This is a genomic window from Acrocarpospora corrugata (genome assembly GCF_009687845.1).
Lineage (GTDB): Bacteria > Actinomycetota > Actinomycetes > Streptosporangiales > Streptosporangiaceae > Acrocarpospora > Acrocarpospora corrugata.
Genome location: NZ_BLAD01000049.1, coordinates 39,805 through 63,645 on the forward strand (window position 1 = coordinate 39,805; position 23,841 = coordinate 63,645).

The following is a 23,841-nucleotide window of genomic DNA, read 5'->3' on the forward strand; positions in this document are numbered from 1 at the left end:
GAGCTGGGGCCGATCAGCCGCACGTGTCGTGGGTCGCGTCGAAGCTGTCGATGTCGTCCAGGGTCTTCGGCGGTTTGAGGCCCTCCCAGTCGGCGCCGACCACCAGCACCAGGCGCTCGGTCGTGCCGGCCTCGACCCGGAACGTCGTGGTCCGCTTGATTTCGCGGAACAGGCGGGGGGCCCGGGTCAGGCCGTTGGGGGTGTACTTGATGGTGGTCTTCGGCGCGTACGTGGGGGCCTGCTGGACGCGGACGATGTGGTAGCCGCGCTGTTCCAGGTTGGCGGCGGCGATCGTGCCGAGGTCGGCCCGGCCGGACGCGTTCTGGACGATGATGTGGATCTGGGACTTGGGGATCTTCTGCTCGCCGGTGGCCAGGTTGGCGGAGACCTGGTCCGAGGCGACCATCTTGAACAGGCGGTCGGCCTGCGGCTGCACCCATTCGACCCGGCCTGGGCTGGTCAGCGAGTAACGCCAGGGCGCGGTGACGAACCGGATCTGGCCCGCGGTGATGCCCTGTGCGCTGACGGCCAGATCCTTCATGACGCCGACGGACAGTTGCGGGTCGGTGGTGATCGAGCGGGTGACCGCGTCCAGGAAGTCGAAGAGCAGGGCGGGGTCGGCCAGGGTCTCGCCGCTCATCGCCTTCTTGGCCATCGAGGCGAGGAACATCTGCTGGCGCTGGATCCGGCCGATGTCGGAGCCGTCGCCCAGGCTGTAGCGGGCCCGGACGTAGCCCAGGGACTGCTCGCCGCTGAGCAGGTGGCGGCCGGCGCTCAGGGTGAGCAGCGCCTTCCGGTCGGCGATGCCGGGTTCCGGCACGCAGATCGGGACGCCGCCGAGGGCGTTCACCATCTCCTTGAAACCGGTGAAGTCGACCTTCACGAAGTGGTCGATCCGGATGCCGGTGAGACCTTCGATGGTCTTCCAGGTGCAGACGATGCCGCCGGAGTTGAAGGATTCATTGATCATGCCGATGTGTTCGCGCTGGCCGGGGAAGCCCGCGCGGGCCGGGCAGCCGGGCAGCTGGACCAGCGAGTCCCGGGGGAAGCTGATCAGCAGCGCGCCGTCCCGTTTGGGGGAGACGTGGGCGAGGATGATCGTGTCGGTGCGCTCGCCGCCGAACTTGCCGTAGCGGGCGTTCGCGCCGTCCCGCTTGTCGGAGCCGACGATCAGCACGTTCATCGCCTCGGTGGCGATCTTCGTGGGGCGCGGGCCGAGCTCCTTCTGCGGGATCTGCTCGTGCGTCACGTTGCCGGTGAGCGTCACGACGCCGACGACCAGATAGGTGACCGCGCCCACCAGGACGCCGAGGAAACCGGCCAGGAACGCCCACAACCACGCCCGCCACTTCGGCACCGGGCGCACCCCGACAGCACTCACGTGCTCACTCCTGGATGATCGCTATGGAAAACGGCGGTCAGTGTAGCGAGCCGGCCTGAACGTCAGATCGGAGCCACATGTCCACCACACCCTGAGACGCCGAAAATTCAGGAAAAGTTGTGAACTATGCCGGGGGCGGGCCGGTGCTTCCCCGCGGGTTGAGCCGGGCGGCCTGGTCTTCCAGGGCGGCCACCTCGGTCCCGTCGATGAGCGCCAGCAGCAGCTGGGCGGCATGCGCCCCGTACGCCGGGATGTCACGGCTCAGCGCCGTCAGCGGCGGCCGCACCACCTGGGAGAGCGGCGAGTCGTCCCACGCCACGATGGACAGGTCGGCCGGCACGGTCAGCCGCATCTCCTGGGCCACCGAGAGCCCGGCCACCGCCATGATGTCGTTGTCGTACACGATCGCGGTGGGCCGGTGCGGCGCGGCCAGCAGGCGGCGGGTGGCCCGCGCCCCCTCCTCGCCGGTGTAGTCGGTGTGCACGGTCACGCACGATTCCAGCTCGGCCCCCGCCTCGCTGAAAGCCCGATCCCTTATCGCGGTGTGCACCAGTTTCGGCAGCCCGGCCACCCGCGCGATCCGCCGGTGCCCGAGCGCGGCCAGATACTGCACGGTCTCCCGTACGGCGGCCCCGTCGTCGGACCACACCGGCACCAGCGACCCAGACGCGGACGGATGCCCGACCACCACGGCCGGCATGCCCAGCGCCTCCAGCACCGGAATGCGCGGATCGTCCATGTGCAGGTCGACCACGATGGCCCCGTCGATCCGCCCCTCGCCCCACCAGCGGTGGTAGACCGCCATCTCGGCCTCGTGGTCCCGGACCACCTGCAGCATCAGCGCGCAGGACCGCGCCGACAGCTCCCCCTCCAGCCCGCTGATCAACTCCATGAAGAACGGTTCCATGCCGAGGATCCGGGCCGGGCGGCACAGCGCGAGGCCGATGGCGTTGGCGCGCGCGCCGTTGAGCGCCCGCGCGGCGCTGTTCGGCCGCCAGCCGATCTCCTCGGCGATGGCCAGGATCCGGGCCCGGGTGCTTTCCGATACCCCGGGCTGTCCGTTAAGCGCATAAGAAACCGCGCCCTTCGACACGCCCGCCTGCCGCGCGATGTCCGCGATGGTCGGTCTTCTCACTGTCCACCTTGACGTTCACTGAACCGGTCTAGTCCCCCTTGGACAGGGCACACCTTACTACGTCGCCTTCGGGAAATGTCTCGGTGCCATCACACCTCATAACACCCCTATTGACACCCCCGACATGCAGATTTTACGGTCACGGTACTTATCCGGTTCAGCCACCCGTACGACGGGAAGGGAGTCGAGACGCGGCGGCTGTTCGGAGCCGGGAGCGTGCTGCTTGCATACGTGGGAGCGCTCCCACAGTGCTGTCCAGATCCATCGGGGATTAGGCCTGCTGATGTACGGACCTCCACGCGGTCTGACCCGCGAGGAGGAAGGAGACAAACGATGCGAAACCGAACTCGGTTTCTGATCCCGTTCCTGGCGGTCGGACTCGTCACGGCCGCCTGTTCGAGCGGAGACACGACGCCATCGACGCAAGGTTCCGCCGCCGCGCCCAGCGCGGCGGCCCCCGCCGACTCCAACTCGTTCCCGCGGAACGAGACGCTCTACTCAAGTGGCACGATGTGGGGCCCACCGGCCAACTGGAACCCGCTGCGCGAGTGGGACTCGGCCACCGGCACCAAGGGTCTGCTGTACGAGACGCTGTTCCTGTACGACGCCGCCACCGACAAGTTCCAGCCCTGGCTGGCCGAGAGCGGTGAGTGGACCGGCGACAAGGAATACACCTTGAAGCTCCGCTCGGGCATCACCTGGTCGGACGGCAAGCCGCTGACCGCCGACGACGTGAAGTTCACCTTCGAGCTCGGCAAGATCGAGACCGTGCCCTACCACAACATCTGGACCTTCCTGCAGTCGGCCGACGTGGTCGACCCGCAGACGGTGAAGTTCACCTTCAAGGAGGCCCGCTACCAGCAGTGGGCCAACCACGTCTACCAGCGGGCGATCGTGCCCAAGCACATCTGGGAGTCGGTCAAGCCGGAAGAGGTCGTCGACTTCGCCAACGAGAACCCGGTCGGCACCGGGCCGTACAACTACCACAGCCACGACCAGGACCGGCAGGCCTGGGTGAAGCGTGACGACTGGTGGGGTGTCAAGGCGCTCGGCAAGGACGTCAAGCCCAAGTACATCGTGGACATCGTGAACTCCAGCAACGAGGTCGCGATGGGTCTGCTGCTGCAGAAGGGCCTGGACCTCAGCAACAACTTCCTGCCCGGCGTGGCCAACCTGGTCAAGGGCAACTTCGGGGTGTCGACCTACTACGCGGACGCGCCGTACATGCTGTCGGCCAACACCGCGTGGCTGGTGCTGAACACCAAGAAGAAGCCGATGGACGACCCCGCCTTCCGCAAGGCCATGGCCTTCTCGGTGGACACCAAGCGGATCGTCGAGAACGTGTACGGCAACCTGGTCAAGCCCGCCGACCCCACCGGCATGCTGCCGCAGTGGGACAAGTACGTCGACAAGGCCGTGACCGGCTCGATGGGCTTCAGCTTCGACCCGGAGAAGTCCAAGCAGCTGCTGGCCGACGCCGGCTACAAGGACACCGACGGCGACGGCTTCGTCAACAACAAGGACGGCTCGAAGATCGACCTGAAGATCATCGTGCCGACCGGCTGGACCGACTGGATGGAGTCCATCCGGGTCATCTCGGCCAGCGCCAAGGACGTCGGCGTCAGCCTCACCCCCGAGTTCCCCGACTACAACGCCCTGGTCGAGGCGCGCAGCACCGGCAAGTTCGACATGCTCATCAACAACGAGCGCCAGCTGTCGAACACGCCAGAGCGCTACTACGACTACGTCTTCAACATGCCGGTGCAGAAGCTCCAGAACACGGTGAACTTCGGCCGGTACGAGAACGCCAAGGCGTGGGAGCTGGTGGGCCAGCTGGACGCCACCAAGACCGATGACGTCGAGGGCATGAAGAAGATCACCTCCGAGCTGCAGAAGATCCAACTGGAGGACATGCCGGTCATCCCGCTCTGGTACAACGGCCTCTGGTCGCAGGTCAGCAACTCGGTCTGGAAGAACTGGCCGTCGGACGCGCCGAACACGCCCAAGAACCCGCCCACCATGTGGCGGAACTGGCTCGAACTGGGTGGCGTGCTCGTGCTGACGGAGCTCCAGCCCGCCGGGGCGTAGCCGCCGCACTCGAAGGATCGGGCGGGCCCGCGCGAGGGGGCCCGCCCGTATCCCCCGCCTGGCCAGGTCGGGGGACGAATCCCCCGGAGGATGTTTTGCGACAGTATTTTGGCCGGAAGCTGCTTATCTACGGTTTGACGTTCTTTGTCGCGGTGACCGTGAACTGGATGATCCCGCGCTTCATGCCGGGGGATCCGGTGGCCAGCATGGTCGCGCGGGCCCGGGTCTCCGATCCGGCGGCGGTGGCCGCGATGCAGCAGTACTACAGCAACCTGTTCGGCTTCGACAGCCCACTCATTTCCCAATATTTCAACTTCTGGGGTGCTCTGTTCAGCGGGAACTTCGGGATCAGCATCTGGGCCTATCCGCTGCCGGTGGCAGATGTGATCCTGGACGCGGTGCCGTACACGCTGGGCCTGATGATTCCGTCGATCCTGCTCAGCTGGTTCGTCGGGAACTGGGCGGGCGCGCTGGCCGCGCGGCGCAAGCTGCTGGACAACACCGTGCTGCCGATCGGGTATGTGCTGACCGCGATGCCGTACATGTGGATCGCGATCCTGCTCTGCTGGGGGTTCGGGGTGGTGTTCCAGGTGCTGCCGGTGGCCGGGGGCTACAGCTTCGCGATGCAGCCGAACCTGTCCTGGGAGTTCGTCGGCAGCCTGCTCCAGCACTGGCTGCTTCCGTTCACCTCGCTGTTCCTGGTCGCGCTGGGCGGCTGGGCGATCGGCATGCGGAACATGATCATTTATGAGCTGGAGGCCGACTACTCCAACTACCTGGCCGCGCTCGGCGCGCCGCACCGGCTGATCCGGCGGTACGCCTTCCGCAACGCGGTGCTGCCGCAGATCACCGGGCTGGCCCTGCAGCTGGGCGTGCTGGTGGCCGGCGCGCTGGTCACCGAGATCGTGTTCTCCTATCCGGGCCTGGGCAGCCTGATCCTCAAGGCCATCCAGAACCAGGACTTCTTCCTGCTCCAGGGCACCTTCCTGTTCATCGTCCTGGGCGTGCTGATCGCCAACTTCGTGATCGACATCGTGTATGTGATCGTCGATCCGCGGACCCGGGCCGGAATGACAGGGGCGACCACATGACGACCACCGATCCGATCACCGCGATCACCGCGCCGGATCCGGGCACGGCGCCGATCAGCGTGCGCCGCGAGGCCCTCTACTTCGCCGTACGCAACGGGAAACTCCTGGTCGGCGTCACCATCGTCACGATATTTCTCCTCATCGGGATCATCGGGCCGTTCCTGGTGGACCGCCCGCCGATGGAGTACGTCGGCCTGCCCATGCTGCCGCCGTCCACCGAATACTGGCTCGGCACCACCACCTTCGGCCAGGACGTGCTGGCCCAGTTCGTCTACGGCGTGCGCAGCACCTTCGAGGTCGGCCTGCTGGCCGGCGGCCTGTCCGCGCTGATCGGCATGGTGATCGGCTTCGTGGCCGGCTACCGCGGCGGCCTGGTCGACGAGGTCCTCAACATGATCACCAACGTGGTCCTGGTCATCCCGACCCTGGCCGTGCTGCTGATCATCAACGCCTACCTGGGCATCCGCAGCGTCGGCATGCAGGCCCTGTTCATCGGCCTCACCTCCTGGCCGTGGGTGGCCAGGGCGATCCGGGCCCAAACGTTCTCGCTGCGGAGCCGCGACTTCGTGGACCTGGCCCGGCTGAGCGGGGTCGGGACCAGCCGGATCATCCTGCGGGAGATCGCGCCGAACATGAGCTCCTACCTGTTCATGACCTTCATCCTGCTGTTCGGCAGCTCCATCCTGATCGCCTCCTCCCTGGACTTCATCGGCCTCGGCCCGACCGACGGCGTCTCACTCGGCCTGATGCTCAACCACTCCAACCAGTGGAGCGCCCTCCATCTGGGCCTCTGGTGGTGGTTCATCCCGCCGGGCGCCGCGATCACCGCGATCGTGGGCGCCCTGTACGTCGCGAACGTCGGCCTCGACGAGGTGTTCAACCCCAAGCTGAGGGAGCTCTAGATGACCCTGAGTGTGCAGGACCTGAGGGTCTACTACCGGACTCTGCGCGGCGAGGTGAAGGCCCTGGACGGGGTGAGCTTCGACGTCGCCGACGGGGAGATCCTCGGCCTGGCCGGCGAGTCCGGCTGCGGCAAGACCACGCTCGGCAAGGCGCTGATCCGGATGGACGGCCGGATGAAGCACGTCAGTGGCCGGGTCGAACTCGACGGCGAGAACCTGCCGATCGGCGACACGGTCAAAATGAACCCGTTCCGGTTCACCGAAGTGTCGATCATCCCGCAGTACTCGATGAGCGCGATGAACCCGACCCGCAAGATCGGCCGGATGGTCCGCGAACTGCTCGACTCCCGCGGCGTCACGGTCGACCTGGCCGAACTGCACCGCCGCCTCGACCTGGTCGAACTGTCCAGGGACGTGCTGACCAAATATCCGCTGGAGCTCTCCGGCGGCATGAAGCAGCGCATGGTGATGGTCATCTCCACGCTGCTCAACCCGTCCCTGCTGATCGCCGACGAGATCACCTCGGCGCTGGACGTGTCCACCCAGAAGGCCGTGGTCACCACGCTGAAGGGCTTCCGCGAGCTGGGCTTCGTGAAGAGCATGATCTTCATCACCCATGACATCTCGCTGACCAACCAGCTGGCCGACACGATCATGGTGATGTACGCGGGCAAGCTGGCCGAGAAGGCTCCGGCGGACTCGATCGTGAACCGGGCCAAGCACCCGTACACCCAGCTGCTCATCTCGTCGCTGCCCGAGGTCGGGGTGCGGTACGCGGACAAGAAGCTGACCGGCATCCCCGGCAATCCGCCGTCGCTGCTCAACCCGCCGGTGGGCTGCCGGTTCCAGGATCGCTGCCCGCTCGCCTTCGACAAGTGCCGGGAGGAACCCCCGGCCGTCGAGGTCGAGAAGGATCACTTCGTCGCGTGCTGGAAGGCATGATGCTGAAACTCCAGGAAGTCTCGAAGGTCTTCAGGGTCGGCGCCTTCGGCGGGAAGACCATGACGGCCGTGGACGAGGTCAGTTTCGAGGTCGCCCGCGGCGAGGTGGTGTCGCTGATCGGCGAGTCCGGCAGCGGCAAGAGCACGATCGGCAAGATGGTGCTCCGGCTGATGTCCGCGCAGGCCGGCACGATCACCTTCGACGGCGACGACATCACCAAGCTGGACAAACGCGCGTACTACCGCAAAGTCCAGGGCGTCTTCCAGGATCCGTTCAGCTCGTACAACCCGATCTTCAAGGCCGACCGGGTGTTCAGCATGATCAAAGAGGTCTACTTCCCCAAGGAGGACGACCGGGTCTGGCGGGACAAGGTCGCCTCCGCGCTCAACGACGTCCGGCTGGACGCGGGCGCGGTGACCAACAAGTTCCCGCACCAGCTGTCCGGCGGCCAGCTGCAGCGGCTGCTGATCGCGCGGGCGCTGCTGCTGGACATCGACTTCCTGGTGGCCGACGAGATCACCAGCATGCTCGACGCCTCCACCCGGATCGACGTGCTCAACCTGCTGGCCGACCTGAAGCTGCGCGGCCTCGGCGTGCTGTTCATCACCCACGACCTGGCGCTCGGCAACTACATCAGCGAACGAACCGTGGTCCTGCACCAGGGCAGGATCGTCGAGTACGGGCCGACCGAGAAGGTGTTCGAGACCCCGGAGCACGCCTACACCAGGAAGCTCCTCGCCTCGGTACCGCAACTGCACCGGAAGTGGGAGGGCGTGTGATCACGACGTTGCACGAAGGCTGGACCGTCACGGCGGTCTCCTCGACCGGGCAGTCCCGCCCGGTGGTGGCGGGACTGCCGGCGACGGTGCCCGGATGCGTGCACACCGACCTGCTGGCGGCCGGGGTCATCGCCGATCCCTACCTGGACGACAACGAGGTCAAACTTACCTGGATCGGGCGGACCGGCTGGTCGTACGAGACCGCGTTCCGCTGGGACGGAACCGAGGACGAGCGGGCCGACCTGGTCTGCGAGGGCCTGGACACGGTGGCCACCGTGCTGCTCAACGGGGTGCAGATCGGGCAGACCGCCAACCAGCATCGGTCCTACCGGTTTCCCGCCAAACACCTGCTCGTGGTCGGCCGGAACACGCTGAAGATCCTGTTCGAGGCGCCGTACGCGTACGCGGAGAAGCAGCGGGCCGCGCTCGGCGACCGGCCGGGGGCCTACGGGCAGCCCTACCAGTTCATCCGCAAGATGGCCTGCAACTTCGGCTGGGACTGGGGCCCGACCGTGGTCACCTCCGGCATCTGGCGGCCGATCCACCTGCACACCTGGAGCACCGCCCGGCTGGCCGAGGTCCGCCCGCTGGTCACCGTGACCGACGGCGTCGGCCAGGTCGAGGTGCACGTCACCGCCGACCGCGCCACCCAGGTCCCGCTCACCCTGACCGCGTCCGTCGCCGGCGTCACCGAGCAGGTCCGGCTCGCGCCCGGCGAACGCACCGCCGTGGTCACCCTGACCGTCCAGGACCCCGACCTGTGGTGGCCGCGCGGCTACGGCGACCAGCCGCTCTACCCGCTCACCGTCAGCCTTGAGGACGACGTGTGGACCAAGGAGATCGGCTTCCGCACGGTCGAACTGGAACCCGACGCGTTCCGGATCGTGGTCAACGGCGTGCCGGTGTTCATGAAGGGCTTCAACTGGATCCCCGACGACTGCTTCCCCAACCGGGTCACCCGGGAGCGGCTCGCCGAACGGTTCGACCAGGCCGCCGGGACCGGCGCCAACACGCTGCGGGTGTGGGGCGGCGGGCTGTACGAGAGCGAGGACTTCTACGCGCTGGCCGACGCGCTCGGCGTGCTGGTCTGGCAGGACTTCCCGTTCGCGTGCGCGGCCTACCCGGAGGAGGGGCCGTTCCGGTTCGAGGTGGAGGCGGAGGCGCGGCAGCAGGTGACGCGGCTGGCCAGCCATCCGAGCCTGGTGCTGTGGTGCGGCAACAACGAGAACATCGAGGGGCACGCGGACTGGGGCTGGCAGGACAAGCTGGACGGGCGCAGCTGGGGGTCCGGGTTCTACTACGAGTTGCTGCCGCGGGTGGTGCGGGAGCTGGATCCGACGCGGCCGTACTGGCCGGGGAGTCCTTACTCGGGGTCGCCGGAGTTGACGCCGAACGATCCGGCGCACGGGTCCACGCACATCTGGACGGTGTGGAACCGGGAGGACTACACCTTCTACGCGACCTATCAGCCCAGGTTCGTGGCGGAGTTCGGGTTCCAGGGGCCGCCGACGTACGCGACGCTGCGGCGGTCGGTCGCGGACGAACCGCTGACGCCGACGTCCAAGGGGGTCATGCACCACCAGAAGGCGGTGGACGGGAACGGGAAGCTGCTGCGCGGGCTGGGCGCGCATCTGCCGGCGCCGGCCGGGTTCGACGACTGGCATTACTACACCCAGCTCAACCAGGCGCGGGCGATGGCGTTCGGGGTGACGCGGTTCCGGGCGCTCGCGCCGTACTGCATGGGCACGATCGTCTGGCAGCTCAACGACTGCTGGCCGGTGACCTCGTGGGCCGCCGTCGACGGCGACGGCCGCCGCAAGCCGCTCTGGTACGGCCTGCGCCGCGCTTTCACCGACCGATTGCTGACATTTCAGGACTCGTCGGTGGGGGCGGCGCACGGGGTCGACGGCGATGAGGTGCTCGTCGTGGTCAACGACACCGGGGAGGAGTGGGCCGGGGAACTCGCGGTGGTCCGGCAGTCGATCGGGGGCGAGACGCTCGCCAAGGAGCAGGTCCAGGTCGCCGTGCCCGCCCGGGGCACGCTGGCCGTCCCGCTGACCGGTTCGCTGGCCGCCGCCCACCCCGCGCGCGAGCTGCTGGTCGCCACCCTGGGCGACGCGCGGGCGCTGCACTTCTTCACCGAGGACCCGGCGACCGACCTCCCGCCCGCCGAGTTCGACGTCACCACCGAACCCGCCGACGGCGGCCTCCGGGTCTCGATCACCGCCAGAACCCTCGTCCGCGAGCTGGCGATCTTCCCGGACCGCCTCGACCCGGACGCCACGATCGACGACCAGCTCGTCACGTTGCTCCCCGGCGAGACGGCCACCTTCCACGTCACCGGAGACGTGGATTCGGACGCGCTGACCGCGTATCCGGTGCTGCGCTGTGTCAACGAGACCCGCTCGTGATGCCCTAAAGCCCGATATGGGATGGTTCCGGAAAAGTTCTCTTGACGGAGGGGCGGAACATGACGGTACTGGCGATCGACATCGGAGGGACGAAGTTCGCGGCGGCCATGGTGGAACCCACCGGGCTGATCACCGCCCGGCTGGAACTGCCGGTGGGCCAGGACGCGACGGCCACCCTGGCCGAACTGGTCGCCCGGATCGCGGTGCCCGGACTGACGGGTGAGTCCGGGCTGACCGGGGTGGGGATCGGGTCGGCCGGGCCGCTGAACGTGCTGGCGGGCACGGTGAGCCCGGTGAACATCCCGTCCTGGCGGGAATTTCCCCTGGCCAAGGCGGTGAGTGAGCTGCTGCCCGAACTGCCGGTGCGGCTCGCGGGGGACGCCCAGTGCATGGCGCTCGGGGAGTGGTGGCAGGGCTCGTACGGCAAGCGGGCGGCGGACGCCGGGCCGTACAAGACCTTGCTGGGCATCGTCGTGTCCACCGGGATCGGCGGCGGCGTGGTCGTGGACGGCGCGCCCTACCTCGGCCCCACCGGAAATGCCGGACACATCGGGCACATCAGTGTGGACCGGGATGGCGACACCTGCCCGTGCGGCGCGACCGGCTGTGTGGAGACCATCGCCAGCGGCCCCAGCATGGTCCGCTGGGCGCTCGCCAACGGCTGGCGCCGCGCGGTCGAGCCGTCCTTCTGGGCCGGGCGCGCGGTGGACGCCCGCGCGCTCGCGGCCGACGCCAAACGCGGCATCCCGGTCGCCAGACTCGCGTTCCAGCGCGCCTCGGACGCGCTCGGCACCGCGATACTCACCGCCGCGGCCCTCTTTGACGTAGACAACGTTGTCATCGGCGGCGGCGTGGCCGCCTCGGGACCCACCCTGATGGTCCCCCTGCGGCAGGCCATCGCCCGTCAGGCGGGCATGGACTTCCTGCACCGCCTCCGGGTGGACGCCACTTCCCTGGGTCGCGACGCAGGACTGTTCGGCGCCGCCGCCCTCGTTCTCGGGGACCAACCATCCTGAAAAGGAGCAACCGTGAGATTCACCGCCATCCTGACCATGGCGTTATCGGCGGCCCTGATCGCCACCCCGGCACTGGCCCACGGCAACAACGACGGCTTCGTCAAACGCCAGGGCTCCGACCTCTACCTGAACGGCAAGAAGTTCAACTTCGTGGGGACCAACAACTACTACCTGATGTACAAATCCCGCCTGATGACCGATGACATGCTGGACGACGCGGCCGCCGCCAAGTTTAACACCGTGCGCACCTGGGGCTGGCTCGACATCGGCAACCAGGACGGCAGCAACTCGGTCGCGGGCAAGGCGGACGGCGTCTACTTCCAGTACTGGGACGGCACCAAACCGGCCTACAACGACGGCGCGGACGGCCTGGAACGCCTGGACTACGTGCTCTACAAGGCCCGGCAGAACAAGATCAAGCTGATCATCCCGTTCACCAACAACTGGGCGGACTTCGGCGGCATGGACCAGTACGTCCGCTGGGCCGGGCTGGACAACCACGACGACTTCTACACCGACCCCACCATCCGCGGCTGGTACAAAGCCTGGATCGACCACGTCCTGAACCGCACCAACACCCTGACCGGGGTCAAGTACAAGGACGACCCAACCGTCCTGATGTGGGAGCTCGGCAACGAGCCGCGCTGCAAGGGCTCCGGCCTCTACCCGCAGTCGGCCACCTGCACCCCGCAGACGCTCACCACCTGGGCCGACGAGATGACCCGCTTCATCAAGTCCAAGGACGCCAAACACCTGGTCGGCGTGGGCGACGAGGGTTTCCGCTGCACCGACCCGGCCAGCTCGGACTGGACCATCAACTGCGGCGAGGGCGTCGACAACACCGCGCTGACCCGGCTCCCGGCCGTGGACGTGATGTCCTTCCACCTCTACCCGGACGGCTGGCAGAAGGACGCCGCCTGGGGGACCGAGTGGATCAGAAGCCACATTCAGAAAGCCCGCCAGCTCGGCAAGCCGTCCCTGCTCGGCGAGTTCGGTTTCCGCGACAAGGCCGTCCGGAATGTCGTCTACCAGCAGTGGACCGAGGCGGTGCGGTCGGCCGGCGGGACCGGCTGGCTGTACTGGATTCTGTCCGGCATCCAGGACGACAACACTTTTTATCCGGACTACGACGGGTTCACGGTGTACTGCCCGTCGCCGGTCTGCCTGACGCTGACCAACGCCGGGACCGAGCTGACCTCCGGGCAGCGGTCGATGCCGCCGGTCGCCGACCATGACGCCACGACCGTCGAGTCCGGCACGGGGGCGACGCTGGACGTGGCGGCCAACGACATCGCGTACCGGACCTATGTGCAGCGGAACACGATCGACCTGGATCCGGCCGTCGCCGGGCGGCAGACCACGTCTGGGAACTTCACGCTGGTGAACGGCAAGGTCTCGTACACGCCGCCGGCCGAGTTCGCCGGGCGGGCCACCGCGCACTACACGATCAAGGACGCGGCCGGGCGGACCTCCAACGTGGCCGACATCACGGTCACCGTGAAGCCGAACCCGACCGCCGCGATCAAGCTGTTCTCGTTCGAGGACGGCATCCAGGGCTGGGCCCCCGGCAACTGGCAGCCCGACGCCGGCAACGTCGAGCAGACCTCCGCGTACGCGACCGACGGCGTCTCCGGCCTCCGGATCAACTCCACCGGCGGCGCGTGGTTCGGCGCGACCTTCCCAGAACCGGCCAACCTGGCCAACAAATCGCAGTTCAAGTGGGACCTCAAGACCGGTCCCGCGGGCACGTCGGTCGCCGTGGCCCTGCAGTTCGGGCCACAATTCTCCTGGTGCCAATCCAACTTCACCTGGGCGAACCAGGACAGCGTGGTTCCGGTGGAGATCGACCTGACCACCGACATGTCCTGTTCACTGGAGGACCTCGCGGATGTGCGAGGAATGTTCCTCTGGATTAGCCCAGGCACGTTTGACATTGACAACATTAGGGCTGAATAGCCGCTGACCTTCCCGAGGATGCCACGTGGATCTGCTGACCAACCCGATCAAGGACTATGCCTGGGGCTCCCGCACGGCCATCGCCGCGCTCACCGGGCGGTCCGCGGCCGGGCCCGAGGCGGAGCTGTGGCTCGGCGCGCATCCCTCCGGCCCGTCGCTGCTCAGCCGCGGCGGGCCGGGGATCGCGCTGCATGATGTGATCGCCGCCGATCCGGTGGCCGAACTCGGGACCGAGGTGATCGGCCGCTTCGGGGAGCGGCTGCCGTACCTGCTGAAGCTGATCGCGGTGGACCGAGCGCTGTCCATGCAGGTCCACCCCTCCCTGGAGCAGGCCGCGGAAGGCTTCCTCCGAGGTGACCACAACTACTCCGACCCGTGGCCCAAGCCGGAGATGATCTGCGCGCTGACCCCGTTCTCCGCCCTCGCCGGGTTCCGTCCGCCCGGCGAGGCCGCGGCCCTGGTCGGCGCGCTCGGGCTGCCCGCGCTCACGCCGGTCGCCGACGCGCTGGCCGTCGGCGACGTGCTGGCCGCCCTCCGCGTCCTGCTGGGGTGGCCCGCCGACCAGCGCGCCACGCTGGTTCAGGATCTGGTCCGGACGTCCGGCCACCCGTTGGTCGACCTGCTGGCCGAGCAGTACCCCGAGGATCCCGCCGTGCTGGCCCCGCTGCTGATGCGGCACCACGAACTCGCTCCCGGCGAGGCGCTCTACCTGGGCGCGGGCGTGCTGCACTGCTACCTTAGCGGCTTCGGCGTCGAGATCATGGGCAGCTCCGACAACGTGCTCAGGGCCGGCCTCACCCCCAAGCCCATCGACATCGAGGAACTCCTCCGGATCACCGACCCGGCCGCGCAGCCCACGTCCATCGAGCCGGTCGCCGACGTCTACCTCACCCCGTCCCCCGAGTTCCAGCTCCGCCGCTTCGTCCCTGGCGACGCCTACCCCGTGCCCGGCGCGGCCCCGCGCATCCTGATCTGCGTGGACGGCGTGGCGAGCGTCAGGAACGCCGCAGGGGAGGAGCTCAAACTGGATCCGGCGGAGGCGCTCTTCGCCGGGGCGGCGGATGGCGCGCTGGAACTGTCGGGCACCGGCACGGTGTTTTGCGCGGAGCCCCGGATGTGACGATGCTGGGAGAGCGATGCGCGAACCCATCGACTCCGACGTCGACCTCCACGACCCCAGCGTCCGCGCCGAACTGCGCCCGACGCCGTTCCCCGTCCTGGCCGCCATCTCGGCAGGCGGGGCCATCGGCGCGCTGGGCCGCTACGGCCTGTCGGTGGCGCTGCCGCACGCGCCCGGCGGGTTCCCGTGGTCCACGTTCCTGGTGAACGTGTCCGGGTGCCTGCTGATCGGCGTGCTGATGGTCCTGGTAACCGAGGTGTGGACGGTCAGGTTGCTGCGCCCGTTCCTGGGGGTCGGGGTGCTGGGCGGGTACACCACTTTCTCCACCTATGTGCTCGACATTCAGCAGGCGATGGATAGTGGTTCCGCTGGAATCGCGCTTGCGTATCTGGCTGCCACGCTGGTGGCCGCGGTTCCCGCCGCGTGGGCGGGTACGGCGGTCACGCTTCGGCTGGTCCGGTGACTGTCCTGCTGGTCGCCCTGGGTGCGGCCATTGGCGCGCCGCTGCGTTATCTCACGGACCGGTTTATCCAGGCCCGGCATGATTCGGTTTTTCCGTGGGGAACGATGGCGGTCAACGTGGCCGGGTCGTTCGTGCTGGGGCTGCTGGTCGGCCTGCCGGTCCCGGAGTCGGTGGCCGTGTTCGCCGGGACCGGCTTCTGCGGGGCGCTCACCACGTACTCGACCTTCAGCTACGAGACGGTCCGGCTGACACAGGAGGGATCGCGGTTCTACGCCGTCGCGAACGTCACCGCCAGCGTGACGGCCGGGCTGGGGGCCGCCACGCTGGGGTTGGTGATCGGTCAGGCGATCGGCTCGCTGGTGAAGGTATAACCACTCTCGCCGGGTTTGCCGAAGGCGACCTCGACCGTGTACCAGCCGTCACCGCCGGTCAACAGCACATCGAGCGCGCCGTCGTTGTTGAAGTCGCCAGTGAGTGGCTTGACGTTCACGTCCTGGGCCAGGACAGGGATCTCCTTCAGCCGGTGGTCGGAGACCTCCTGGAAGGAGCCGTCCCCGTTGGACAAAGCCACCGGAACCGAAGCCAGGTCGGTGCCGAGCACCGCCAGGTCGTCCACCCTGTCACCGTCGAAATCACCCGCGACGAGGTGGGCGTTGTCCTCGGCCGCGTGTCCGGCGAAGTCGTGGCCGGGCGGCCAGTAGTGGAAGTCCCAGCCGCCCTGGGCGTTGTTGAAGGCGATCGCGACGATGTCCCAGTCCTCGCCGCCGGCCAGGGCGAGGTCCATGTCGCCGTCGCCGTTGAAGTCACCGGAGACCACCTGGGCGTCCGGATCCGACGCCAACTCCGGCCAGCTCACGTCGGCCTCCTTGGTGGCGACCCGGAACGCCTGGGGGACGGCCTCGGCCTGCACCAGGGTGTCGCCCGGCACGCCCGGCGGGTTGGGACCGACCAGGAGCAGGTCGCCGATGCCGTTGCGGCCGAGGTCGGTGCCGACCAGCTTCGTGTTGGGCTGGTCCGGAGCCCACACCTGCGACTCGCCGGTGAGCGTGAAGGTGCTCATGGTGAAGGTGCCGTCGCCGTTGGAGAGCGCCACCAGCGGCCGGGTGGCGTTGGGCCCGCCGGTCACCACCACGTCGGCGTACCCGTCCATGTTGAAGTCCCCGGCCGCGAACTTGGCGTTCGGGTCGGCCGACCGCTTGATCCAGGCCGGGTTGACGGGCAGGTTGGTGACCTTGAACGAGCCGTCCCCGTTGGAGAAGGCCACCGGCAGCGTCACCCAGTGGTCCGGCCCGGTCAGCGCCATGTCCTGGTCGCCGTCCTTGTCGAAGTCGCCGGACAGCAGCGTCGCGTCCGGGTCCTGGACCCAGAAGTTCCACTGGCTGCTGAACTGGGTCAGCGAGTACAGCAGCAGGTTGGGCGAGCCCGAGCCGATGTCGTCCAGGACGCCGGGCGTCGCGTCGGCGATGATCCGGTTCTTGATCGTCTGCTGCTGGGCGGCCGGGTCGCGCTCCAGATGCAGCGCCGCCACCCCGGCCACCAGCGCGGCCCCGTAGTCGGCCCGGTCATGGGAGACGAACTCGTCGTCGGCGTCGCTGGACGCCGAGGTCTGGTTCGCGCCCGGGGCGAACAGATCCACGCACCCGCCCTTGGCGGACCTGCTCGCCCGGTGGTCGTCGCGGGTCGACCCGCCGACGTTGATCAGCGTGCCCAGGCTGCCCGGGTAGACGTCGCAGGCGTTGAGGTCGAAGTCGGCGTCCCCCGCCGTGGTGACCCACACCACGCCGCGGAGCATGGAGGTGGTCAGCGCGGCGTTGAGCGGGCCGTGCCCGTCCGAGTTCGCGTGGCCGATCGTCATGACGGCGACCGAGGGCCCGCCCTTCGCCAGGTGGTCCTCGGTGATGAACTCGATCCCGGCCAGGAAGCTGATGTCGCTCGGCATGCTGTCGCACGGCCTGATCCGGACCGGCACGAGCGAGACGTCCTTGGCCGCGCCCCGGGTCAGGCCGCCCACCAGCGCCGCCGCGAAGGTGCCGTTCCTGGTGCAGTCGTCGGTGCCGCGACCGTCCGCGACGGTGCTGAAGCCCTCCTTGACCCGGTCCCCGAACTCCAGGTGGGTGCGCCGGATGCCCGACCCGACGACGTAGGCGCTGACCCCCGCCCCGGTCGCCTGGAAGCGGTACTTGCCGTTCAGCGGCAGATGCCGCTGGTCGATCCGGTCGGCCGACCAGTCGGGCGCGTCCGACGACGTCGGCGGCCCCAGCGACATCGGCTCGCCGAGGTCCTTCCAGACATGGTCGGCGTAGACGCCCGCCACGTCAGGATCCTTCCGTACGGCCAGCAGCTGCCCGGCCGTGAGCTTGGCGGCGTACGCGTTGATCGTGACGCTGAACTCCCGGTCCACCCGGATGCCCATCGACCTGGCCCGGGCGGCGGCCCCCGACTTGCCCTTCAACACCACCAGATACTGGCCGGGCACCACGCTCTCCCCGCGTTCGGCGAGGTTGAGCGGGGCCAGCGCCGCCGCCTCCGCGCCGCCCGCGGTGATCGCGGTGCCCGCGAGTAGTACGGCCATCGCGACCTTGATCAGCACGGCCCTGCCGAGCTTCCTGCGAGCGCTGTCCACGTGCTCCACCTCCTGGCTCTCTGAGGCCAGGAAAAGCCCGGGGAACACCGCGGGGACAGATCCACTCCGGCGCGCGAACCGGGCCCAAGTGGCTCAGCCGGCGATCACCCGGATCTCGAAGCCGTCGCCGCTCACCACCATGCCGTCGCGGACCTTACGGCGTTTGCGTAGCTCGACCTCGCCGTCGACCAGGACGTGGCCTTCGGCGATGAAGTGCTTCGCCTCGCCCCCGCTCTCGGTGATCGCGCAGTACTTGAGCAGGTCGCAGAGGGCGATGTAGTCGGATGCCAAGGTGAACGTCTCTCGCACCCGACCAGGATAGGCGTCACCAGGCGGTGGCCCAGGTGGCGAGGGCGATTCCGGCCACCAGCAGGCTGGCGGTGCTGAAGAAGGCCCTGATGTGGTTCCACCGGGTCCAGCGGGGGGCGAACGCGGCCCAGACCTGCGGGCCGGGGCCGGTGGCCTGGTCCAGGGCGTTGTTGAGCGGGATGTTGACGGCGATCGTGGGGATGAACGCGCCCGCGAGGTAGACGCCGGTGGAGACCAGGAAGAGGATCCCGGCGCCCGACTCGCCGTCGATCAGCAGGAGCACCCCGGTGATCACGCCGACCGGGATGGCGCCGAGGAACGACGCGAAGAACACCGGGTTCTGGATCTTGATGTTGATCTGCCGCATCGCGGGGACGGCGTGCTCAGGTCCGGCCGCGTTCAGGCCCATGATCACCGAGGTCGAGTACGTGTAGAAGACCCCCGCGATCCAGCCCGTGAGGATCAACGTCACGAAAGCCGCAATTGCCGTCAGGGCGAACATGCCCACCATCTCCCGTCGTGTCGTACCGACCCTACGAAACGATGGAACCGAACGCATCATCCCTTGGTCGCAGGATCTCTCCGACCTGGGGAGGAACCGTGAATGGCTGCTCGTTCGCGCGTGCCGAGGATCCTGTCGATCGCCCTGACGGTGCTCGCGGTCTACTCGGCGGTGATCGCGCTGATCCCGCCGCTGCGGCGGCTGCTCGGCGAGGTGACCCAGCTCGTGGACAGCTGGCTGTTCCCGGTCGCGCCCAACCTCGCGTACGCGGCGTTCACCGCGCTGCTGGCCGGGGCGCTGGTGCGGCGGAAACGGATCGCCTGGCGGCTGGTCGTGGTGCTGCTCGGGATCTCGCTGGCGCTCACCCTGGCGGGCGTGCTGGTGCTGCTGATGGTGCCGGGCGGCCGGGTCGAGGGCGGCAAGGCGACCCTGCCGGAGACCGCGTTCAGCCTGGTCGTCGTCACCCTGCTGCTGGCGCTGATGTTCTGGGCCCGAGGCGAGTTCTACGCCCGGGTCCAGCCCGCGTCGGCCCGCAAGGCGGTGCTCACCTTCGGCGGGCTGCTGGCCGTCTCCTTCGTGGTCGGCTACCTGCTGGTCACCGTGTTCCACGGCCCGCTCCCGCCCGACCGGCGGGTGCTGTGGACGCTGAGCCACACCCTCGGCGGGATCTTCGACATCCCCGGCGCGGGCCATCCGCCGGCCTGGGTGTCGTTCCTGATCGGGCTGATGAGCGCGATCGCGCTGATCGCCGCGTTCGCGGTGCTGTTCCGGTCCCAGCGGGCCAAGGCGGTGCTGGCCCCCGCCGACGAGGAGCGGATCCGCGCGCTGCTGGGGGAGCGCGACTCGCTGGCCTACTTCGCCACCCGGCGGGACCGCAGCGCGATCTTCTCCCCCAGCGGCAAGGCGGCCGTCTCCTACCGGGTCGTCAACGGCGTCTGCCTGGCCGGCGGCGACCCGGTCGGCGACCCCGAGGCGTGGGGCCCCGCGATCAGGGCCTGGACCGACCAGGCCGCCGCGTACGGCTGGACGCCCGCCGCGATCGGCGCCGGCGAGGATGGCGCCCGCGCCTACCAGCGGGCCGGCCTGAAGGTCCTCGAACTCGGCGACGAGGCGATCATCGACGTGGCCGCGTTCACCCTCACCGGCCGCGAGATGCGCGGCGTCCGCCAGGCGGTCAACCGGGTCGAACGCGCGGGCTACACGCTGCGCGTCCGCCGCCACGCCGAACTGACCCAGGCGGAGACGCACGTCATCATCGGCCGCGCCGAAGCCTGGCGCGACACCGAGACCGAGCGCGGCTTCTCGATGGCGCTCGGCCGGCTGGGCGACCCGAGGGACGGGTGCTGCGTGCTGGTGGAGGCGCTGACGGCGGACGGGAACGAGGCGGCCATCCTGTCGTTCGTGCCGTGGGGGAGTGGCGGGCTCTCGCTCGATCTGATGCGGCGCGACCGGGACGCCGAGAACGGCCTGATGGAGTTCATGGTCGCCGGGCTGGTCGCGGCTGCGCCGGAACTCGGGGTGACCCGGATCTCGCTCAACTTCGCGGTCTTCCGCGCCGCGTTCGAGGAGGGCGCCAGGCTCGGGGCCGGGCCGGTGATCCGGGCCTGGCGCCGGCTGCTGCTGTTCCTGTCCCGGTGGTGGCAGCTGGAGTCGCTGTACCGGGCCAACGTGAAGTACCGGCCCGAATGGGTGCCCCGGTTCCTCGCGTACGAGGACACCCGGGATCTCGTCAAGGTAGGCATCGCGTCGGCCATGGCCGAAGGGTTCCTGCGGGCGCCCAGTCTGCCGCAGCTGCTCAGACGGGGCGAGTCCTGACTTAGGGTGAGTTCCATGGATCTGACGCTGATGGCCGTGCACGCGCATCCCGACGACGAGGTGATCGGCACGGGCGGGGTCCTGGCGCGGTATGCGGCCCAGGGGTTCCGTACCGTGCTGGTGACCTGCACCAACGGCGAGGCCGGCGACGGCCCCGGCGGCGTGAAGCCGGGCGACGACGGGCACGACGGCGAGGCCGTGGCCGAACTGCGGCTGGCCGAGCTGCGGGCCTCCGTCGAGCATCTGGGCATCAGCGACGTGGAGCTGCTCGGCTACCGGGACTCCGGCATGGTCGGGTGGGATACCAACCAGGATCCCCGGGCGTTCTGGAACGTGCCGATCGAGGAGCCGACCGCGCGGCTGGTCGCGCTGATGGAGCACTACCGGCCGCACGTCGTGGTCACCTACGACGAACGCGGCAACTACGGGCACCCCGACCACATCCAGGCGCACCGGATCGCGGTGGCCGCCACCGAGGCGACCGGCATCCCGGCCAAGCTGTACTACACCGCCGTCCCCCGGGCCCGGGTCCGGCAGATGTTCGAGCACATGCGCGCGAACGGCGTCGACCTGGGCGACCTCGAACTGCCCGCCGACTTCGGCACCCCCGACGAGCTGATCACCACCATCGTGGACGTCTCGCCGTACGTGGACCGGAAGATCAAGGCGCTGCGCGCGCACGCCAGCCAGGGCGAGAACATCTGGCTGCTGCAGATGCCGCAGGAGGCGCAGCAGATGGCGCTCGGCCACGAGACCTTCGTCCGGGTCCGCTGCGAGGTCGCCGCCCCGGACCAGGAAGAGGACCTGTTCGAGGGTCTTACCGAGGGCTAGCACCCTGCCGGGGCCCTGCCGGGCCCGCCGAGACTGGCGGGGTGATTCTGGTCTGGCTGCGCCTCGAACTGAGCCGGCGCTGGCGATCGCTGGTCGTGCTGAGCCTGCTGGTCGCCTTCGCCGGAGCCACCGTGATGACCTCGGTGGCGGGGGCGCGGCGCGGTGAAAGCGCGGTCGACCGGCTGCTGGCCGGCACGCTGCCCGCCACCCTCGCCGTCCTGCCCAACCAGACCGGCTTCGACTGGGCGGCGGTGCGGCGGCTCCCCGACGTGGCCGCGGTGACCACCTTCCCCGGCTACACCGCGCTCCCCCTCGACGAGGCCCCCGACGACGAACTGAGCTCGTTCGTCCCGGCCGACGCCGACGCCATGCGCACGATCGAGCGGCCGATCATCCTCGCCGGCCGCCTCGCCGACCCGGCGAAGGCCGAGGAGGCCGTCGTCACCGCCGAGTTCGTCCGCGCCGCCGGCCGGGGCGTCGGCGACACGGTCACCCTCCGGCTGCCCAGCCTGGACCAGGCGGGCCCGGACCCGGACGCCAGGGACAACGCCGCGCCGCGCGGCCCGGTGCTGCGGATCACGATCGTCGGCGTGATCCGCTCCTTCTGGTACGCGGACGAGGCCGGCGGACACGGCAAGCTCATCCCTTCGCCGGGCCTGCTCGCCCGCTACCGCGCCAACCTGCTCGGCACCGCCGGCGACACCCCGCTCAACGGCCTGGTCCGGCTGCGCGGCGGCGAGCAGGGAGTGCCGCGCTTCCGCGCCGACCTGGCCAGAGTCGCCGGCGGGGCCAACATCGACATCGTGAACCGCGCCGAGGCCGTCCGGCACACCCGGGACGTCATCGGCTTCGAAAGCGCCTGCCTGCTCGCCTTCGGCCTGGCCGCTTTCCTGGCCGCACTGGTCCTGGTCGGCCAGGCCATCATCAGGTACGGCGCCGCCAGCGCCGCCGAGTTGCGCGCGCTCACGGCGGTCGGCCTGACCCGGACGCAGGGCGTGCGCCTGGCGATCGCGGGCCCGGTGCTGGCCGCCGTCGCGGGCACCGCCATCGCGGTCGGACTGGCCGTCCCCGCGTCGGCCTGGCTGCCGTTCGGCGCGGCGGCGGCGCGGGAACCCGACCCGGGCGTCGACGTGGACTGGCTGGTGCTCGGCGGGTTCGCCGTGCTCATCCCGGTGCTGGTGGCGGCCGGGACGGCGGTCGCGGTCTGGGCGGGCCTGTCCGCCCCGGGCAGGGTGCCGCCAGGGCGGCGTTCCGCCGTGGTCGCCGCGATGGCGGCGGCCGGGCTCCCCGTGGCCGTGGTGGTCGGGGCACGGTTCGCGCTGGAGCCGGGGCAGGGGGCGCGGGCGGTACCGGTGCGGCCGGCGCTGCTCGGGGCGGTCACCGGCGTGTTCGGAGTGCTCGCCGCGTTCACCTTCTCGGCCGGGGTCGCCGACGCGGCGGCCAATCCGGCCAGGTTCGGGCAGAACTACCAGCTGATGGTCATCTTCGGCTTCGGCGGGCAGGACTTCCTGCCGCCCCGGCCGGTGCTCGACACGGTGGCCGACGACGCCGACGTGCTCGGGGTCATCGACATGCGGGTCGCGGGCGGGCGGAGCGGCGAGCTCCCGGTGGTCACCTACACCTACGAGCCGGTGGGCGCGCCGGTGCCGCTGGTGCTCACCGAGGGCCGGGCGCCGGCGGCCGACGACGAGGTGGTGCTGGCCCCGGTCAGCGCGCGGCAGCTCGGCGCGGGGATCGGCGCGACCATCCCGCTGGCCGGCGACAAGGGCTCCCGCGCCCTGCGGGTGACCGGCATCGGCTTCGGCGTGGAGAGCTCCACCCGGGGCTACGACAGCGGCGCCTGGGTCACCGGACCCGGCTACGACCAGCTGTTCACCGGCTTCAAGGAACACGGCGGCCTGCTCGTGCTGCGGCAGGGCAGCTCCCCGGACGCCGTGGCCGCCCGCCTCACCCGGGCCGCGACGGGCCCGGACGGCATCGGCCCGCTGCTCACCGAGCCGTTCGCGCCGCGCCAGTTCGGCGAGATCAGGAACGTGCGGGTGCTGCCGCTGGTCCTGGGCGGCTTCCTGGCGCTGCTCGCCGTCGGCGCGGTCGGCCACGCCCTGATCGTCGCGGTCCGGCGGCGCGGCCACGACCTGGCGGTGCTGCGGGCCCTCGGGATGACCCGGGGCCAGTGCCGCCTGGCGGTGGTCACCCAGGCCGGCGCGATCACCACGCTCGGCCTGCTCGCCGGGATCCCGCTCGGCATGGCGCTGGGCCGGATCCTGTGGCGGGCCGCCGCCGGGATCATGCCGTTGCAGTACCAGCCGCCCACCTCGCCGTGGACGCTGATCCTGATCGTGCCGCTGGCGCTGCTGGTCGCGGCCCTGCTCGCGGCCGGTCCCGGCCGCCACGCCGGGCACCGCAACCTCGGCCAGGCGTTGCGAGCTGAATAACGCGCAATTCCGGAGATGCGGCAAAGATTGCGCGGGGCGAAT

General features: G+C 69.5%; 19 protein-coding genes. 14 read left to right on the plus strand and 5 right to left on the minus strand.

All coding sequences use genetic code 11. From position 1 onward, the window contains the following. Positions 1-13 precede the first annotated feature (13 nt). Positions 14-1,381, minus strand: a complete 1,368-nt coding sequence (locus Acor_RS16215) for an LCP family protein (RefSeq protein WP_155337490.1) — start codon at positions 1,379-1,381, stop codon at positions 14-16. A gap of 124 nt (positions 1,382-1,505) precedes the next feature. Continuing rightward, positions 1,506-2,516, minus strand: coding sequence for a LacI family DNA-binding transcriptional regulator (locus Acor_RS16220; RefSeq protein ID WP_155337491.1), 1,011 nt, complete (start codon positions 2,514-2,516; stop codon positions 1,506-1,508). A 333-nt stretch (positions 2,517-2,849) separates the two neighbouring features. Between Acor_RS16220 and Acor_RS16225 the strand changes: the two genes are divergently transcribed. The 11 genes from Acor_RS16225 to crcB all read left to right on the plus strand — a co-directional run bounded on the left by Acor_RS16225 (position 2,850) and on the right by crcB (position 15,655). Then, on the plus strand, positions 2,850-4,604 hold the full coding sequence (locus Acor_RS16225; protein ID WP_155337492.1) for an ABC transporter substrate-binding protein: 1,755 nt from the start codon (positions 2,850-2,852) through the stop codon (positions 4,602-4,604). Positions 4,605-4,699: 95 nt separating this feature from the next. Further along, entirely contained in the window at positions 4,700-5,695 is a 996-nt protein-coding gene (locus Acor_RS16230; protein WP_155337493.1) for an ABC transporter permease, read from the plus strand. Further along, a complete protein-coding gene (locus Acor_RS16235; protein ID WP_155337494.1) occupies positions 5,692-6,597 on the plus strand; it encodes an ABC transporter permease in 906 nt (301 codons plus the stop codon). The genes Acor_RS16230 and Acor_RS16235 overlap by 4 nt, the downstream gene beginning before the upstream one ends. Further along, the gene (locus Acor_RS16240; RefSeq protein ID WP_155337495.1) at positions 6,598-7,539 is read left to right on the plus strand and encodes an ABC transporter ATP-binding protein; all 942 of its coding nucleotides are present in this window, start codon (positions 6,598-6,600) and stop codon (positions 7,537-7,539) included. It begins immediately after the preceding gene. After that, on the plus strand, positions 7,539-8,318 hold the full coding sequence (locus Acor_RS16245; protein WP_155337612.1) for an ABC transporter ATP-binding protein: 780 nt from the start codon (positions 7,539-7,541) through the stop codon (positions 8,316-8,318). Before Acor_RS16240 ends, Acor_RS16245 begins: the two co-directional genes overlap by 1 nt. Further along, a complete protein-coding gene (locus Acor_RS16250; protein WP_422664811.1) occupies positions 8,315-10,729 on the plus strand; it encodes a glycoside hydrolase family 2 protein in 2,415 nt (804 codons plus the stop codon). The genes Acor_RS16245 and Acor_RS16250 overlap by 4 nt, the downstream gene beginning before the upstream one ends. A gap of 59 nt (positions 10,730-10,788) precedes the next feature. Beyond that, on the plus strand, positions 10,789-11,745 hold the full coding sequence (locus Acor_RS16255; RefSeq protein WP_155337496.1) for an ROK family protein: 957 nt from the start codon (positions 10,789-10,791) through the stop codon (positions 11,743-11,745). Positions 11,746-11,757: 12 nt separating this feature from the next. After that, positions 11,758-13,701, plus strand: a complete 1,944-nt coding sequence (locus tag Acor_RS16260; RefSeq protein WP_155337497.1) for a cellulase family glycosylhydrolase — start codon at positions 11,758-11,760, stop codon at positions 13,699-13,701. Between the two features lie 25 nt (positions 13,702-13,726). Next, the gene (gene manA, locus Acor_RS16265) at positions 13,727-14,821 is read left to right on the plus strand and encodes a mannose-6-phosphate isomerase, class I (protein WP_155337498.1); all 1,095 of its coding nucleotides are present in this window, start codon (positions 13,727-13,729) and stop codon (positions 14,819-14,821) included. 16 nt (positions 14,822-14,837) lie between these two features. Next, a complete protein-coding gene (locus Acor_RS16270) occupies positions 14,838-15,284 on the plus strand; it encodes a fluoride efflux transporter FluC (protein WP_155337499.1) in 447 nt (148 codons plus the stop codon). After that, positions 15,281-15,655, plus strand: a complete 375-nt coding sequence (crcB, locus tag Acor_RS16275) for a fluoride efflux transporter CrcB (RefSeq protein WP_155337500.1) — start codon at positions 15,281-15,283, stop codon at positions 15,653-15,655. Before Acor_RS16270 ends, crcB begins: the two co-directional genes overlap by 4 nt. On the opposite strand, the gene Acor_RS16280 is transcribed toward crcB, so the two are convergent. The 3 genes from Acor_RS16280 to Acor_RS16290 form a co-directional block, all read right to left on the minus strand. After that, positions 15,625-17,907, minus strand: a complete 2,283-nt coding sequence (locus Acor_RS16280; RefSeq protein WP_155337501.1) for an FG-GAP-like repeat-containing protein — start codon at positions 17,905-17,907, stop codon at positions 15,625-15,627. The two genes, crcB and Acor_RS16280, sit on opposite strands and share 31 nt — an antisense overlap. A 93-nt stretch (positions 17,908-18,000) precedes the next feature. Further along, on the minus strand, positions 18,001-18,216 hold the full coding sequence (locus tag Acor_RS16285; protein ID WP_155337502.1) for an RNA-binding S4 domain-containing protein: 216 nt from the start codon (positions 18,214-18,216) through the stop codon (positions 18,001-18,003). Positions 18,217-18,232: 16 nt separating this feature from the next. Further along, entirely contained in the window at positions 18,233-18,718 is a 486-nt protein-coding gene (locus tag Acor_RS16290; RefSeq protein WP_170316957.1) for an anthrone oxygenase family protein, read from the minus strand. Between the two features lie 102 nt (positions 18,719-18,820). Between Acor_RS16290 and Acor_RS16295 the strand changes: the two genes are divergently transcribed. Genes Acor_RS16295 through Acor_RS16305 form a run of 3 tightly spaced genes read left to right on the plus strand, consistent with a single transcriptional unit; the run spans position 18,821 to position 23,799 of the window. Further along, on the plus strand, positions 18,821-20,533 hold the full coding sequence (locus Acor_RS16295; protein ID WP_155337504.1) for a phosphatidylglycerol lysyltransferase domain-containing protein: 1,713 nt from the start codon (positions 18,821-18,823) through the stop codon (positions 20,531-20,533). 15 nt (positions 20,534-20,548) lie between these two features. Further along, a complete protein-coding gene (locus tag Acor_RS16300) occupies positions 20,549-21,364 on the plus strand; it encodes a PIG-L family deacetylase (RefSeq protein ID WP_174876152.1) in 816 nt (271 codons plus the stop codon). 41 nt (positions 21,365-21,405) lie between these two features. Beyond that, complete coding sequence (locus Acor_RS16305) at positions 21,406-23,799, plus strand: ABC transporter permease (RefSeq protein WP_155337506.1); 2,394 nt, start codon at positions 21,406-21,408, stop codon at positions 23,797-23,799. The last annotated feature ends 42 nt before the right edge of the window (positions 23,800-23,841 follow it).